The organism is Algoriphagus pacificus (genome assembly GCF_017254845.1).
In the GTDB taxonomy this organism is placed as follows: Bacteria; Bacteroidota; Bacteroidia; order Cytophagales; family Cyclobacteriaceae; genus Algoriphagus; species Algoriphagus pacificus.
Window position 1 is genome coordinate 42,882 of sequence record NZ_JAFKCU010000009.1, and the last position, 15,927, is coordinate 58,808.

Annotated in this window: 14 protein-coding genes; 4 read left to right on the top strand and 10 right to left on the bottom strand. The window is 41.3% G+C overall.

Annotated features, from left to right (window positions below; genetic code table 11):
* Positions 1-8: 8 nt before the first annotated feature.
* Together J0A69_RS21860 and J0A69_RS21865 are read left to right on the top strand one after the other, a co-directional pair.
* Complete coding sequence (locus J0A69_RS21860) at positions 9-3,176, top strand: efflux RND transporter permease subunit (RefSeq protein WP_206588768.1); 3,168 nt, start codon at positions 9-11, stop codon at positions 3,174-3,176.
* The gene (locus J0A69_RS21865) at positions 3,169-4,602 is read left to right on the top strand and encodes a TolC family protein (protein WP_206588769.1); all 1,434 of its coding nucleotides are present in this window, start codon (positions 3,169-3,171) and stop codon (positions 4,600-4,602) included. Before J0A69_RS21860 ends, J0A69_RS21865 begins: the two co-directional genes overlap by 8 nt.
* A gap of 88 nt (positions 4,603-4,690) precedes the next feature.
* Here the strand turns inward: J0A69_RS21865 and J0A69_RS21870 are convergent, their stop codons facing one another.
* Complete coding sequence (locus J0A69_RS21870) at positions 4,691-5,386, bottom strand: ABC transporter ATP-binding protein (RefSeq protein WP_206588770.1); 696 nt, start codon at positions 5,384-5,386, stop codon at positions 4,691-4,693.
* Complete coding sequence (locus J0A69_RS21875; RefSeq protein WP_206588771.1) at positions 5,383-6,873, bottom strand: DUF5687 family protein; 1,491 nt, start codon at positions 6,871-6,873, stop codon at positions 5,383-5,385. Before J0A69_RS21875 ends, J0A69_RS21870 begins: the two co-directional genes overlap by 4 nt.
* A 91-nt stretch (positions 6,874-6,964) precedes the next feature.
* Here J0A69_RS21875 and J0A69_RS21880 point away from each other — a divergent pair, with 91 nt between their 5' ends.
* A complete protein-coding gene (locus tag J0A69_RS21880) occupies positions 6,965-7,696 on the top strand; it encodes a nitroreductase family protein (RefSeq protein ID WP_206588772.1) in 732 nt (243 codons plus the stop codon).
* A 46-nt stretch (positions 7,697-7,742) separates the two neighbouring features.
* Here J0A69_RS21880 and J0A69_RS21885 read toward each other — a convergent pair whose 3' ends face one another.
* From J0A69_RS21885 to lpdA, 8 genes are all read right to left on the bottom strand, one after another.
* Positions 7,743-8,102 carry a four helix bundle protein gene (locus J0A69_RS21885; protein WP_206588773.1) on the bottom strand — a complete coding sequence of 120 codons (360 nt, stop codon included), beginning with the start codon at positions 8,100-8,102 and terminating at the stop codon, positions 7,743-7,745.
* 69 nt (positions 8,103-8,171) lie between these two features.
* Positions 8,172-9,434 carry a replication-associated recombination protein A gene (locus J0A69_RS21890; protein ID WP_206588774.1) on the bottom strand — a complete coding sequence of 421 codons (1,263 nt, stop codon included), beginning with the start codon at positions 9,432-9,434 and terminating at the stop codon, positions 8,172-8,174.
* A 90-nt stretch (positions 9,435-9,524) separates the two neighbouring features.
* The gene (locus tag J0A69_RS21895; protein ID WP_206588775.1) at positions 9,525-10,538 is read right to left on the bottom strand and encodes a threonine aldolase family protein; all 1,014 of its coding nucleotides are present in this window, start codon (positions 10,536-10,538) and stop codon (positions 9,525-9,527) included.
* Positions 10,535-11,497, bottom strand: coding sequence for a glycerophosphodiester phosphodiesterase family protein (locus J0A69_RS21900; protein WP_206588776.1), 963 nt, complete (start codon positions 11,495-11,497; stop codon positions 10,535-10,537). The genes J0A69_RS21895 and J0A69_RS21900 overlap by 4 nt, the downstream gene beginning before the upstream one ends.
* On the bottom strand, positions 11,487-11,945 hold the full coding sequence (locus tag J0A69_RS21905; RefSeq protein ID WP_206588777.1) for a DUF2721 domain-containing protein: 459 nt from the start codon (positions 11,943-11,945) through the stop codon (positions 11,487-11,489). Before J0A69_RS21905 ends, J0A69_RS21900 begins: the two co-directional genes overlap by 11 nt.
* 99 nt (positions 11,946-12,044) lie before the next feature.
* Complete coding sequence (locus tag J0A69_RS21910) at positions 12,045-12,866, bottom strand: anti-sigma factor (protein ID WP_206588778.1); 822 nt, start codon at positions 12,864-12,866, stop codon at positions 12,045-12,047.
* Positions 12,866-13,399, bottom strand: coding sequence for an RNA polymerase sigma factor (locus J0A69_RS21915; protein WP_206588779.1), 534 nt, complete (start codon positions 13,397-13,399; stop codon positions 12,866-12,868). The genes J0A69_RS21910 and J0A69_RS21915 overlap by 1 nt, the downstream gene beginning before the upstream one ends.
* 92 nt (positions 13,400-13,491) lie before the next feature.
* A complete protein-coding gene (lpdA, locus tag J0A69_RS21920; protein WP_206588780.1) occupies positions 13,492-14,889 on the bottom strand; it encodes a dihydrolipoyl dehydrogenase in 1,398 nt (465 codons plus the stop codon).
* Between the two features lie 291 nt (positions 14,890-15,180).
* On the opposite strand from lpdA, the gene fabG reads away from it, so the two are divergent.
* On the top strand, positions 15,181-15,927 hold the full coding sequence (fabG, locus tag J0A69_RS21925; protein ID WP_206588781.1) for a 3-oxoacyl-[acyl-carrier-protein] reductase: 747 nt from the start codon (positions 15,181-15,183) through the stop codon (positions 15,925-15,927).

A 15,927-nucleotide genomic window follows, 5' to 3' on the forward strand; every position in this document is an offset into this window, starting at 1 on the left:
CAGAATTGATGTTTAGCAAATTCATAAAAAGACCAGTTTTAGCGATTGTAATTTCCATCATAATTGTGTTTGTAGGCTCTCTTGCAATGAAGCAAATGCCTATTTCACAATTTCCGGAAATTGCGCCGACAACGGTAAGTATTTTCATTGCATACCCAGGCTCTAGTGCCGATGTGCTTGTGAAATCTACTTTGATTACCCTGGAAAACTCCATCAACGGGGTGCAGGGAATGAGATACATGGCAACTGATGCTACAAGTGCGGGTGAGGCAACCATTAACATCATCTTTGAGCCCGGGACGGACCCCAATCAAGCGGTCATACGGGTCAAGACTAGGGTGGATCAGGTTATGCCCCTTTTGCCTGAACTTGTTCAGAGAGAGGGAGTAATTATCACTCCGATCCAACCTAGTATGTTGATGTATGTCAACCTCTACTCTACCAGCGAAAGCATGGATGAAAAGTTCCTTTACAACTATGCCAACGTGAATATGATCCCTGAGATCAACAGAATCAAAGGTGTAGCAAGATCCCAAATATTGGGAAGTAGGACTTATGCGATGCGTGTGTGGTTGAATCCAGATCGTATGCGAGCCTATAACATCTCAGTAGAGGATGTAATGGAAGCCATGCAAGAGCAAAGTATTGTGGGTAGACCTGGTCGAATTGGCCAAAGTTCCGGTATCGCTGCTCAATCTCTTGAATATGTATTGACCTACAAAGGTCGATTCAGTACCTCAGAAGAATATGACAATATTATCATCCGAGCCAATGCTGATGGTGAAAGTATCAAGTTAAAAGATATCGCTAGGACGGAACTGGGAAGTGAATTCTTTGATATTTACTCCAATCTGGATGGTCATCCATCCGCTGCGATTGTATTAAAACAAAACTATGGTAGTAATGCCAGTGATGTAATTGCCGAGGTAAAATCAACCTTGGAAGAGATGAAGAAATCATTCCCTCCAGGTATTGATTACCAAATCAGTTATGACGTTTCCCAGTTCTTGGATGCGTCAATTGAGCAGGTTGTTCATACGCTACGAGATGCCTTTATCTTGGTGGCATTGGTAGTATTTATCTTCTTGGGAGATTGGAGATCTACTTTGATCCCGATTTTAGCTGTACCGGTTTCTTTGGTCGGGGCCTTCTTCGTCATCCAGTTCTTTGGGCTCTCGATTAACTTAGTCACGCTCTTCGCTCTGGTGCTCGCGATTGGTATTGTGGTCGATGATGCCATTGTGGTGGTGGAAGCTGTCCATGCAAAAATGGAGGACTTCCCACATCTTACACCATACCAAGCTGTGAAAAGAGTATTAGGTGAAATCAGTGGTGCTATCATCGCAATTACTGCGGTTATGGTTTCTGTATTCTTGCCGATTTCCTTCATGTCAGGACCGGTGGGTACTTTCTACCGTCAGTTCTCAATTACCATGGCAAGCTCCATCGTGATTTCTGCCGTCATCGCCTTGACTTTGACGCCGGTACTTTGTGCGATGTTGCTTAAAAACCATCATGGGCATGAGAGAAAGCAAAATATCCTAACGAGATCTTTAGACAGCTTCAACAGAGTATTTGATAAGCTGACTGGAAAATATGTGGGATTGCTAAAATCCATGGTAAGCAGAAGATGGCTGACATTCGGCATCCTTCTTTTATTTGGAGCGGGTATTTTCTTCGAAAGTGAAATTCTTCCTTCAGGTTTCATCCCAAGTGAAGATCAGGGAACAATCTATGCGATCATTCAAACACCTCCAGGAGCGACTTTGGAGAGAACCAATCAGGTTTCTCAAAAGCTTCAGAAAATATGCGAGGAAATCGATGGTGTAGAATCAGTTTCTTCTTTGGCAGGATATGAAATCATGACTGAAGGCCGGGGATCCAATGCCGGTACTTGTTTGATCAACTTGAAACCATGGGGTGAAAGAAAGCACTCTGTAAAAGAGATCATGGAAGAACTGGAAGAGGAGTCAAAAGGCCTTGGTGCCATTGTGGAATTCTTCGAACCACCGGCAATTCCTGGTTTTGGTTCTTCTGGTGGTTTCTCTATGAGATTGCTGGATAAAACTACCACTACGGATTATCAGGAATTTGATAAGATCAACAAAGACTTTATGGATAACCTCAGCAAGCGTAAGGAGATCACTGGTCTGTTTACATTCTTTGCTGCCAACTATCCACAATATGAATTGGAGATTGACAACAACAAAGCCATGCAAAAAGGTGTGTCTATTGGTGATGCCATGGAAAACTTGAACATCTTGATCGGTAGTACTTACGAGCAGGGCTTTATCCGATTCGGTAGATTCTTCAAGGTATATGTACAGTCTGACCCTTCATTTAGAAGGCTTCCTTCGGATGTGCTGAATCTATTTGTGAAAAACGAGGCAGGTGAAATGGTTCCTTACTCAGCTTTCATGACCATGAAGAAAACTCAAGGTCCTAATGAGGTTACCCGTTTCAACATGTACAATTCCGCTGCGATCAGAGGTCTTCCGGCACCTGGGTTTACCACTGCAGATGCGATTCAGGCTATCCGTGAGGTAGCTGCCGAAACCTTACCTAGAGGTTATGACATTGCTTGGGAAGGTCTTTCTTATGATGAGGCAAGCAGAGGTAACGAAGCACTTTACGTTTTCATCATCGTATTGGTATTCGTTTACTTCGTGTTGGCAGCACAATATGAAAGCTTTATCATTCCGCTGGCGGTTGTATTCTCACTTCCAGTTGGGGTATTTGGTTCCTTCTTCTTGCTGAAGTTGATGGGATTGGATAATGATATCTATGCGCAAATCGGTTTGATCATGCTTGTTGGTCTATTGGGTAAAAACGCGGTATTGATTGTGGAATTTGCTGTTCAGAAACGACAGGAAGGAGCCACTATTCTTGCTGCGGCGATCGAAGGAGCAAAAGTTCGTTTCAGACCAATTTTGATGACATCCTTTGCCTTCATTGCCGGTCTGGTTCCATTGATTATTGCTACAGGAGCTGGTGCAATCGGAAACAGAACTATCGGTGCTTCTGCAATGGGTGGTATGCTCTTCGGAACCATCTTTGGCGTGATCATCGTCCCAGGTCTGTACTACATATTCGGTAGTCTGGCGGATGGTCGTCACTTGATCAAGAATGAAGATGAAAGTCCATTATCCGAACAAACTCAGCACAAACATGCTTAAAAGAATCATTTATATAAGTCTTGGAGTAGCAGGTCTGTCCTTTGCTGTTTCTTCGTGTAAGACTCCAGAATTGACAGAAAAAGCGATCAATAATACGGTGCCTGAGAGCTATAATGGCTCTCAGGACACTACAAATACCGCAGATATGGATTGGCAGGAATACTTTTCTGATCCTTATCTCAGGTCTCTAATTGACACTGCTTTGAGTAATAACCAGGAACTGAACATTACACTTCAGGAGATCCAGATCGCACAAAATGAGGTAAGAGCCCGTAAAGGTGAAATTTTACCTTCCGTGAATATCGGGGCTGCAGCTGGCGTGGATAAAGTTGGTCGATACACCAGCCAAGGAGCCAATGATGCAAATACTGAGATTAAGCCAGGAGAAGAAATGCCTGATCCTTTGCAAGATTACATGGTAGGTGCATTTGCTACTTGGGAAGTGGATATCTGGAAGAAGCTGAGAAATGCAAAAAAATCAGCTTTGACAAGGTATTTAGGAAGTGTAGAAGGCAAAAATTTCATGGTCACCAATTTGATCGCTGAGATTGCCAACTCTTACTATGAACTGCTTGCTCTTGACAATGAATTGGAAATCGTCAAGCAGAATATCGAAATCCAGACCAATGCACTTGAAATTGTGAAATACCAAAAGCAAGCTGCACGCGTAACTGAATTAGCTGTGAGAAGATTTGAAGCTCAAGTACTCAGCACTAAAAGTCTTCAATATGGTATCCAACAGGAAATCATAGAAACTGAAAATAGAATCAATTTCTTGGTAGGTAGATTCCCGCAGAAAGTCGAAAGAGATCATACAGTATTTACTGATTTGGTGCCTGAGATGATTCATGCGGGGATCCCTTCCCAGCTTTTAGCCAATAGACCGGATATCCGCCAGGCGGAAATGGAGCTCATGGCATCCAAAATTGATGTTCAGGTAGCAAAAGCAGACTTCTATCCTAAATTGGAAATCTCTGCTGGCTTAGGTTTTAATGCCTTCAATACCGCTTATTTGTTTACGACTCCCCAGTCTCTGATTTATTCTTTGGCAGGCGAGCTTACTGCTCCATTGATCAACAGAAATGCGATCAAAGCAAGGTATCTGACAGCCAATTCAATGCAGATTCAGGCGATTTACAACTATGAGCAGACCATTTTGAATGCTTATATAGAGGTGGCCAATCAGCTTTCAAACATCGATAACTTGGAAAAAACCTATAGTCTTAAAGCTGAACAAGTCAATGCTCTAACTGAATCCATCGATATTTCCAATGAACTCTTCAAATCTGCCAGAGCAGATTACATGGAAGTGTTGTTGACTCAAAGAGATGCGCTAGAATCTAAGTTTGAGTTGATCGAAACCAAAATGAAACAGATGCACGCCAAAGTGAATATTTACCAAGCACTGGGTGGCGGCTGGAATTAAAGGTTAAACTGGATCATAGACTTTACTAATCAAAAAGCCTTTCAGATGTTCTGAAAGGCTTTTTTCTTGAAATTATATCTGGTTTTTTTCAACCTGTAAAATAAGCTTCCAATTCTGCCATCATGGCTGATTTATCCCGTAGGTCATTGATGATTTTACCTTTTTCCAAAAGCACAATCCGATCACAGATTTCAGTGACATGATTCAGATCATGACTTGAAATCAAAAAGGTAATATTTGAATTTTCCTTTTCGGAAAGGATCAGCTTCTTCAGTCTGATTTGAGAACTTGGATCCAAGTTTTCGAATGGTTCATCTAAGTAAACTACATTGGGATTACCCATTAATGCTGCTGCGATCCCGACTTTTTTCAGGTTGCCTTTCGATAAATCCCGAATGTATTTTTTCTTTCCAACAATCTCATCATTGAAAAGCTCTGTGAACTTATCCAGGTGATTTTTTAGATCCGCTTCAGACATTCCATAGATTTTCATCAAGGTTTTGAAGTATTCATCTGCAGTCAGGTAAGCGAGGAGCATATGTTCATCTAGGTAAGCTCCCGTTCTCTTTTTCCATTCTTCACTTTTACTGACATCTTCCCCTTCGATCGTCACTGTACCAGTTGTAGCTCTTACTAAATCCAGCATGATTCTAAACAGTGTGGTTTTTCCGGCACCGTTATTCCCTACTAGTCCAAAGCATTCAGAAGAAGGGATATCCAGACTTTGCACATCCAGCACCACAGCCTCTTTGTATTGTTTTTTAAGATCTTTTACTTGAATCATAACTCTTGACGGAATGAAGATGAAATTTCGTATCTATTTGAAAGTACTCGATTGATATTGATTTGGGAAAGTTTTTTAAACCCTAAAATCCCTATTACCCCTAGCGTTGCCAAAGCTGCGAGACCTGCATATTCATTTATTAGCAGAGCAAAAGGAAGGTAAACCGCATATGGGGCAACCATCATTGGAATAATCATCAGGAACTGGGCGGCTCCTACTCCTTCATAGTTGAACATGGCTCCTTTATTCAGATCCATGGGTTTAGGTTTCCAGAGCGCCAGATAAATTATCAGATGGATCATAACTCCTGCATTGAAAAGCCATGTGGCTAAATGGATCAAGAGAAATTTCCAACCAAAATAGACGTAGGGAACAGACAGAAGGAAGCAAAGCAAGGAAATAGAAATCAGCAACAAGTACTTTCCTCTAACCAAAGCTTCAATCCCTGCTCTCCTATTGATGAAGAAATCAAAATTACTGGAGTTCCAGCTTAGAAAAAGCTGTCCATATTGAATCATAAAGATTCCGGTAATGAAAACACCAACAAAAATGAAGATGAAATTAAAGCCCCCGCCTTCTGAATGATATTGTGGATTATCATAAAAAATCATCCCATACAACAAGAAAAAGGCACTTAGCATTAAAAAGGATCTGCTTTTCTTATGGCGGATAATGAGCTTCCACTCCAGGTTTGCCATTTCTCCAGCCAATCCAAATCTTGAGAAGAACCCAAAATCCTGATTGACAAATTTGGCCTCCTCTTCTTTGGAAAGGTCCTCTAGATAAGCATTTTTATAGTAATAATTGAAAGCCAAGAAATACCCTGTCAAGCAAACAATTAGCGCTACTGCCAAAGGAATGAAGCTTTCCTGGGCTAAAGTAAACAATGGCGAAACGATTTCTCCTAAATTAAACCAACCCAAATAAGTGGATCCTCCTCCCAAAAGAAGCAAGGCAAAAACAATCAAAACACCAATCAAACTATCTTCAAATCGCTGCTTAAACCAAAGCATAAACCAATGTAAAGACCAGCTTATCATCACGATCGTTCCAATCCAAAAAACCAATGCAGAAATTCCTTGAAGCGGTAGAATCACTTGTATCCCAAAAGGAAGGAAAAGCAGAAGAGCAATGATACTTAATGGGGAAATAAAGGATCGAATCAATAACATGTGAATGATTCGCTTCTTACCTATTGGAAGGTGCAAAAGGCTCTCCAGTTCAATAACAGGTAGATTCTGGAGAAAATACCGGTACATAAACTCCAATAAAAAGAAAAATACCAATCCTGAGCAAACAACTTCTACAGGATCTTTTCCCGGAGCAATTTGTTCGATGATCTTCCCTAAAAATAGGCCCGCAAGAAAGACATAACTTAAAAGCAATAAGGCCAGAAAACCCAAAAACACAGCGATTAACACACTTTTTGCAAAGGAGGTGGATCGAATGCTTTTGAGAAACTGCAATCGGATTAATTCAAAAACCATAGGATAGCTAGTTGGTAATTCTTTCTAATTTTGCCTCAAAATATAACTAAACAAGCAAAAATCTTTGCAGTTTAAATATAAAATTAAGCTAATGATGGTATCGGAAAAGGAGATAGGATTTTTTGAGGCAGTGAAAGAACGTAGATCAGTCCGGATTTTTGACCAAGAAACTCCCTTTGATCATGAGGTTGTTTCCAAATGTCTGGAAGCTGCCATTCTTTCCCCAAACAGCTCAAATCTGCAACTTTATCAGTTTATCAGGGTACCAGAATCTTCTCCATTTAAAGATCAAATTTCCCAACTCTGTATGCGCCAAAAGGCAGCTGTTACGGCTAGAGAGCTGGTTGTGGTAGTAACTCGCAGGGATCTTTGGAAATCCCGTGCAGAAGCAAATTACAACTACATCAAAACAACAGTTCAGAACCAATCAGAAAAGAAGCAAAAGCAGGCCTTGAGCTATTACGGCAATCTGATTCCTAAGCTTTATTCCAGATATCCCGGCTGGACCTTAATCAAGAAAATCATTGCTTGGTTTGTTGGATTAAAAAGACCGATGGTTCGGGAAGTAAGTGAAACGGATGTTCGGATTTCTGTTCATAAATCTGCAGCCTTAGCTTCCATGACTTTTATGCTAGGGATGAAAGCCTCCGGCTATGACACCTGTCCTATGGAAGGTTACGATTCCAAGCGTATTTCAAAACTTCTAAACCTCCCCAAAGGAGCTGAAATCTGCATGATTATCGGTTGTGGAAATGGACTGCCTGAGGGGATTTATGGGGAAAGATTTAGATTGGAATCAAAAAAACTTATTTATGATGTCTGATATAAGACATAAGATTTAATGAAACTGAACTTAAAATTTAAAATCCTTACATTTTATCACGGTTAGACTTTGCTGTTTTAAGCATTTTTACAAAAATAGAAGTGAGTTCATTTCCTTCTTTCCAAAGTGGAGCGATTTGATCTTTATTTGCCAACTCAGATTCAACAATAATTTCCAACCAATAAAGAGTTTCATCAGATTCTTCCACTACAATACCGAGTTTTGCTATAAAATCAGCTTTTGACCTTCCTCTTAAAGCTGCACGATAATTAGCACCAACAGATGTAGAAGATCGAATGATTTGATTAGAAACTGGAGTCGTTGAATTCCTTCTAGGCAAGGTTTCAGTCATTTTAATGATAGCAACAGCAAAAGTTTTAGTCCTTTTCTTTAATTCATCTTTCATAAAAAATCATATTTACTACACTTTAAGTTAGTCAGAAAAATCTTATATCTAATATCTTAAATCATAAATTTAGTAACCATATTTCCCCTTCCACTTACTTCCCAAATACCTCCTTAGTTCATTCTCACGGGCATTTTCTCCTGGTTCGTATAACTTTGTTCCTTTGATTTCATCAGGCATAAACTCCTGCTCGACAAAGTTGCCGGGAAAGTCATGGGAGTATTTGTAGGCCTTCCCATAATTCAGATCCTTCATCAACTTGGTCGGAGCATTTCGAAGGTGAAGTGGCACAGATAAGTCGCCTTTCTCACGGACCAAAGCCTGAGCCTGATTGATCGCCATGTAGGAAGCATTGCTCTTGGGCGAACTCGCCAGATAAGTCACACACTGCGAAAGAATAATCCTGCTTTCTGGATAGCCAATCAATTTCACCGCATCAAAACAATTAGTTGCCAACAACAAGGCATTTGGATTGGCATTGCCAATATCTTCGGAAGCTAAAATCACTAATCTCCTTGCAATAAACTTCACATCCTCTCCTCCTTCGATCATCCTAGCCAACCAATACACAGCGGCATTCGGGTCAGAACCTCGAATAGATTTTATAAAGGCGGAAATAATATCGTAATGCTGCTCGCCAGATTTGTCATAAAGGGCTACTTTCTGCTGGGCAATCTGCATCACTTTTTCATCAGTGATCACACAGGGATCTTCATTAATCCCATCGATTACTATTTCCAGCAGATTCAAAAGCTTTCTTCCATCTCCTCCCGAAATACGTAGCAATGCGTCTGTTTCCTCCAACTTCACATCCAGCTTCTTGAGATCGACATCCTTCTCCAAAGCCTGGTGAATCATTGCTTCCAATTCAGGTTTCCCAAGGGAATTCAAGGTAAAAACCTGGCATCTTGACAATAAAGCCGCATTCACTTCAAAAGAAGGGTTTTCAGTAGTCGCGCCAATCAATCGGATTACACCTTTTTCGACAGCGCCGAGTAAGGCATCTTGTTGGGATTTATTAAAGCGGTGAATCTCATCGATAAAAAGTACCACCCCCATCTGAAATTTAGCTTTATCGATCACCTCTCGAATATCTTTCACCCCTGAACTGATCGCTGAAAGCGTATAAAAAGGAGCTTTGATTTCGTTGGCAATGATATTGGCAATAGTTGTTTTCCCTACCCCTGGAGGACCCCATAGAATCAGTGAAGGCACATTTCCTGATTTGATAGCCTTATATAAAAATGAATTAGGAGAGGATAAATGCTTCTGCCCGATTAGATCTTCCAATCGAGTCGGACGCATTCTTTCTGCCAATGGGGTATTGTTCATGCTATGGGATCTAAATACAAATGGCAAGATACAGAGAAAAGGAAAAAGGGCTCAATGGCCCTTTCATAAATGACAAAAACTGTCTCAAGCTTACATTTCAGAAATCCTTTTCCCAAACTCTTCCAACTGATCATCTCCGAAATCATGGTGAGTTACAAACCTTACCAAGTCAGGACCGAACTTGACAGCTTTGATTTCTTTCTCTCTTAGTTTCTCCAAAAAGAACTCTGGTGTAATTCCATCTAGTCTAGCAATGGCAATATTGGTTGCAACGGGAAGCACTTCCGGTACAAAAGATTTTTTCAAAAGCATCTCTCCCAAAGCTCTTGCTCTGGCATGATCCTCTTTTAGCCTCTCAACTTGATGATCCAAGGCATATATACCAGCTGCTGCAAGGAATCCAGCCTGACGCATTCCTCCACCCATTACTTTTCGAACCTTTCTAGCTCTTTTGATATCAGCTTTAGATCCCAGCAAAACAGATCCAACTGGACAACCTAAGCCCTTGCTCAGACAAATGGAAATCGTATCAAATTGCGCTCCCCAGTCTTTTGGACTTTCTCCGGAAGCTACCAAAGCATTGAAAAGTCTTGCTCCGTCCAGATGGAGTTTCAGGCCATGTTCTTGGCAAACTTTCTGAATTGGAATTACTTCTTCCAAAGTGTAAATACTTCCCCCACCTTTATTCATCGTGTTTTCCAAAGAAACCATAGTCGTCTCCGGCGCATGAATATCATCTGGATTGATAGAAGCAGCCACTTGAGAAGCAGTTATTTTCCCAAGATCTCCATCCAAAAGCTTAACCGAAGCCAAAGAATTTGCCATAATCCCACCCCCTTCATAAAGGTAGATATGAGAATATTTATGGCATATCACTTCAGTTTGGATCCGTGTATGAAGCCGGATGGCAATCTGGTTGGTCATGGTACCAGAAGGGCAAAAAAGCCCCGCTTCCATTCCAAACATACCAGCCAGTTTCTCCTCCAAGGCAGAAATTGTTGGATCCTCACCAAAAACATCATCTCCAACAGGTGCAGAAAACATGGCTTCTTTCATCCCAGGAGTGGGCTTGGTTACGGTATCGCTACGAAGGTCAATGATCATTTTATGAAATACTTAGATTTAGAACTTGTTGATGGTTGTAAGGTTTTTATGGCTTTGGCAGCTTCTATGGGGCGATCTGTGGCTAAAATATCTGCTCCATGCTGCACAAAACTCGCATAGATCTGGTCTCCCCTCTTCTCGGCACTTTGGTCCAAATTGCCTAAAACACCTAAAATGGTGAAAACACCTCGCTGGTGAAGTGCTTGGTTAAATTCTTGAGGACGCTCCGCAACACCCGTGAATGCAATGACTCTGGTCCATGGAATTCCGGTTTCTTCCAACCTTTTAATTTCCTCTTCATTCCGGATCGTTACCGAAAGCATCAATTCTGGAGCCATTGAATGAAGTTTTTTAGCAGCAGGAAAAGTGTAAGTTATCAATGCTGCATGTTCTTGGGAATCAGTTTCTCGGACTTCTTCAATTATTTTTTCAAAAGGAACGGATCGCTTGATATCTACGGTCAACAAAGCTTTGCCTTTAGACCAGATCAAGGCTTCCTTCAAGGTAGGGACTTTAAATGTGGTTACTTCTCCCGCTTCGTCTTCCAGAAAAAGTGTCTGGATGTATTCAAATGACACATCTTCGACTTTCCCGGTTCCATTCGTGGTTCGATCCAACTCATCGTCATGCATCAAAACCAGAACCGAATCTTTGGTCATGGCAACATCTAATTCTATGATTGCCGGCGTGTATTTCAGGACATTTTCAAAGGTCTCAATCGCATTTTCAGGAAATCCAGGATAAGGTCCTCCACGATGCGCTGATACCATGGGAATCCTATCAGAGGTCCAAGTGTAGAAATCCACTGCATTTCCAACCCCAGACAGGTCTATGAAATACCCTCCACTTTCGGTAACAGTACTAGTTTCTTCCTGAACTGTTTCCTGAACTCCGTTTTTACTTTCGCAGGAAAAACCAATAAATACCAGCAGCCAGATCCAGCCAAGCTTATTTCTCATCCTTCTTTTCCTCTTTTTTGAAAATAAAATCCAAACTACTGCTGCGTTTATTAAAAATCTCCTCCATATCCTGAAGCTCTAAATTCAAAGCCTGGGTAGAAATCTGAATTTCCACCAAAGACAATCCCAATGCAATTAATAAGGAGCCCATACTTCCCACAAAAACCCAATTGGCAGCCTCGATAAATCCATGGAAAAGCAAGTACATGCAGACAATGCATAATAAAAAGCTAAATACTCCGAAGAGCTGCATATTTTTGATCAATGTCAGTCTTTTGCGAAGATTTTTGATCTGATCGACAATCATTTCCTGATCTGGTGCTTCTCTATAATTTTTATGAAGCCCTCTGATCAAGCTGGCTATTGCCAAAAAACGGTTGGTAAATGCCAGCATCAGTAGCGTAATGGCCGAAAAAAGTAAAGCAGGTGTTGAAAGTTGGAGTTCCATAGGTTTGATTAAGCTCCTTAAAGATCACTCAAAAATCCTAAAATGAAAAAAGCCTGCTCCATTCAGAGCAGGCCAATATCAATTTCAAATTTTAAATCCTTATGCTACTTCTCCCAATACCACCAACTTTTCCAAGGTCGGAGATTCCGAACCTCCTTTAGGCTCGATGGTGATGGCAAATGCTCCAGCTTGCGCTACGGCATCCATTTGTTGTAGAGTTAGTTTTTCGCCGGGATTTACGAGGCCGATACCGATTGGTCCATCGTCGCCGATCGCCCAAAGCTGATAATCATACTCATCAGCCAGTGAATTCAAATTATTCACCGCCACGAATACCTCTTTAGCACTTTGATCCCAGAAGACATCCACTTTAGCGTCTTTCTGCATCTCAAAGCCCTCACCTTTCATTTCCACGCGTTTGAAGTCACCTGCGACAAATCTGTCCAGCTGCGTATCCTTTTGTTCGTATTCCAGCTTTACCTGATTAAGATTATCTGCCATCACGCTCTGCTCTTGAAGTAAAGCTGTGAATTGCTGATCTCTTTCGTAAAACTTATTTGCGTAGAAAATAGCCACTGCTGATGCTATTACTGCCACTAATGAGGCAGCCACTGCAAATGGCTTCCATGGAGAAAGTTTAACCACTTTTGTCTCCACAGGAGCTGCAGTAGGTTTCACAGTCTCAGCTTTCTTAAAATCCTGTTCCAGGCTGGCAAAGATCTTATCTTTTACCTTGGGAGATGGTTTCGTTCCTGTTAGCTCATCCAGAGCAAACATGGCCTCTTCCAGTTCATTGAGCTCTTGCTGAATCTCAGGATACTGCTTAGACAAGGCCAGAACCTCCTCACGCTCCCGCTCATTCAGCTCTCCCAGAAGGAAAAGCTCCAATTTGCCTGATGCTATGTATGATTGAATATCCACTAGATTCTGTCTAAATTCTTTTTCAAAACTTGTAACGAAGCTCTAACCCGAGACTTGACGGTGCCAAGAGGAATATCAAATTCCTCCGAAACTTCCGAATGAGTATAACCTTTGAAATAGATATACTCAATAATGAAGCGTTGATCCTCATTGAGTTGGTCCATCAACTCTCTCACTCCAATTGCGTCTGTTTCTTCTACAGTCCCGGATTTGCTCTCCAAACCATATACGAAGTCATCAATTGTGTTGGTCTTACCAGACTGAGAAATTTCTTTGGACCTTAATTTATCAATGGCAGAATTTCTACAAATATTAGCCATCCAGGTGTATAGGCGGCCTTTTGACTCATCATAGCTGTCGATTTTTCGAGTGATTTTCACAAAAGCATCATGAAAAACCTCTTCAGCTATATCTGAATCGTGGACTATTCGGGAGATGACAGCAAACAAGGCTCGGGAATATTTCTCATAGAGATAATCCGTTGTTTTTCTGTCTTTTGCCCTGAGTCCGGCGATTAATTGTTCTTCCTCCAAAAGTTGGTAGTTTACATGGGGTTACCCCTAAAAATAAAACACAAGACCGAAACATTTCAGTCTTGTGCTGTTTATTTTTGAATTACTTTTTATTACAGGTGAATAACCTCATCGTATGCAGCTGCCGCCGCTTCCATGATGGCTTCAGACATTGTAGGGTGTGGATGAACTGTCTTGATCAATTCATGTCCAGTTGTTTCCAGCTTTCTGATTGCTACGATCTCAGCAATCATTTCGGTAACATTTGCTCCGATCATGTGTGCGCCTAGCAACTCACCGTATTTCTTGTCGAATACCAATTTCACAAAACCGTCTTTTGCTCCAGCTGCAGAAGCTTTTCCAGATGCCGAGAATGGGAATTTACCGATTCTCAAGTCGTATCCTGCTTCTTTCGCTTTTGCTTCAGTCATTCCCACGGAAGCAATTTCAGGAGAACAATAAGTACAACCAGGAATATTGCCGTAATCCAAAGGCTCAGGCGAGTGTCCTGCGATTTTCTCCACACAGATGATTCCCTCTGCAGATGCCACGTGCGCCAAAGCCGGACCTGGAATTACATCCCCGATTGCATAGTAACCCGGCATGTTGGTTTTATAGTATTCGTCAACTTTGATTTTGCCTTTGTCAACCAAAATACCAACATCTTCCAAACCGATATTTTCCAAGTTGGAAACTACACCAGCTGCAGAAAGCACGATATCACATTCTAAAGTCTCTTCTCCTTTTGCAGTTTTCACTGTCACCTTGCAACCAGTTCCTTTGGTATCAACCGCGGTAACTTCTGATGAAGTCATGATCGTCATACCTGCTTTTTTGTAGATCTTCTCCAAAGCTTTGGAAACCTCCACATCTTCTACAGGCACGATTCTATCCATGTATTCCACGATAGTCACTTCAGTACCGATGGATGCATAGAAATAGGCAAACTCCACTCCGATGGCACCGGATCCCACAACCACCATTTTCTTAGGTTGCTTCTCCAATGTCATTGCTTTTCTATAACCGATGATTTTTTTGTCATCGATCTTCATAGATGGAAGCTCTCTGGATCTTGCTCCAGTAGCGATAATAATGTTATCTGCTGAATAGACTGTCTTCTTTCCGTCTTTGTCAGCAACCTCTACTTTTTTGCCAGGCTGGATTTTACCCCAACCGGAAATCACTTCAATCTTATTTTTCTTCATCAAAAAAGTCACGCCTTTGCTCATGCCATCGGCCACTCCCCTGCTTCGCTTCACCATTCCTTCGAAATCTGCTTTGGCATCTTTTACGGTGATTCCATAATCGGCAGAATGATTGATGTATTCAAAAACCTGCGCGCTTTTCAACAATGCTTTGGTAGGAATACAGCCCCAGTTAAGGCAAATACCACCTAGCTCTGCTGCTTCAATGACAGCAGTTTTCAAACCGAGTTGGGAAGCACGAATGGCAGCTACATAACCACCTGGACCACTACCCAGCACGATCAAGTCAAATTTGGTCGAAGACATATCTAAAATTTGTTTTATAACGAATTGAAACTATGCAAAAATAGACCTTTTGACTTCAGAAAAAAATTTGACCCCTCCCCCAAAAGCGCAAATGATTTCGGAGAATTGGATTCTATTGGAAGTCAAAAAAATAGAATTTTACCAAACCTAGGTTTCATCCAATATTATTCTTTGAAATCATTTTTTGATAGAAAATACAACCGAAGATCCGCCAAATCCAAAACCCTTTCAATTTCAAATCGGAAACTTTGGGTTTTTTTCTAATTTTGGCAAAACAAAATTTTAGAATCAATGGGATTACTTTCCGGAAAAACAGCTTTGATCACCGGTGCCTCAAAAGGGATCGGAAGAGCCATTGCGATCAAATATGCTCAGGAAGGCGCCAATGTGGCCTTCACTTTTTTGTCCAGTGTAGAAAAAGGCCAAGCTCTTGTCAGTGAGTTGGAAGCTTTTGGTGTAAAAGCCAAAGGATATAGATCTGATGCTTCAGACTTCAAAGCCGCCGAGGAATTAGTAAATAATGTTGTAGCAGATTTTGGAGCTTTAGACATTTTGATCAACAATGCCGGGATCACCCGTGACAACTTGTTGATGAGAATGACCGAGGAATCTTGGGATGAGATCATGAATGTGAATCTGAAATCCTGCTTCAATACTGTGAAAGCAGCTACTCGTACCATGATGAAGGCAAAGTCTGGATCCATTATTAATATGACCTCTGTAGTTGGTGCCAAAGGAAATGCCGGTCAGGCTAATTACGCAGCTTCCAAAGCAGGAATCATTGGATTTACTAAATCTGTTGCCTTAGAATTAGGCTCAAGAAATATCCGTTGTAATGCCATTGCCCCGGGCTTTATCGAAACCGAAATGACTGAGGTGCTAGATGAAAAAACAGTGCAAGGCTGGAGAGATGGAATCGCCATGAAGCGAGGTGGTAAGCCTGAAGAAGTAGCGGATGCTTGTGTATTCCTAGGTTCGGATATGAGTACATATATTTCAGGTCAGGTACTTCATGTTAATGGAGCGATGTATACCTGA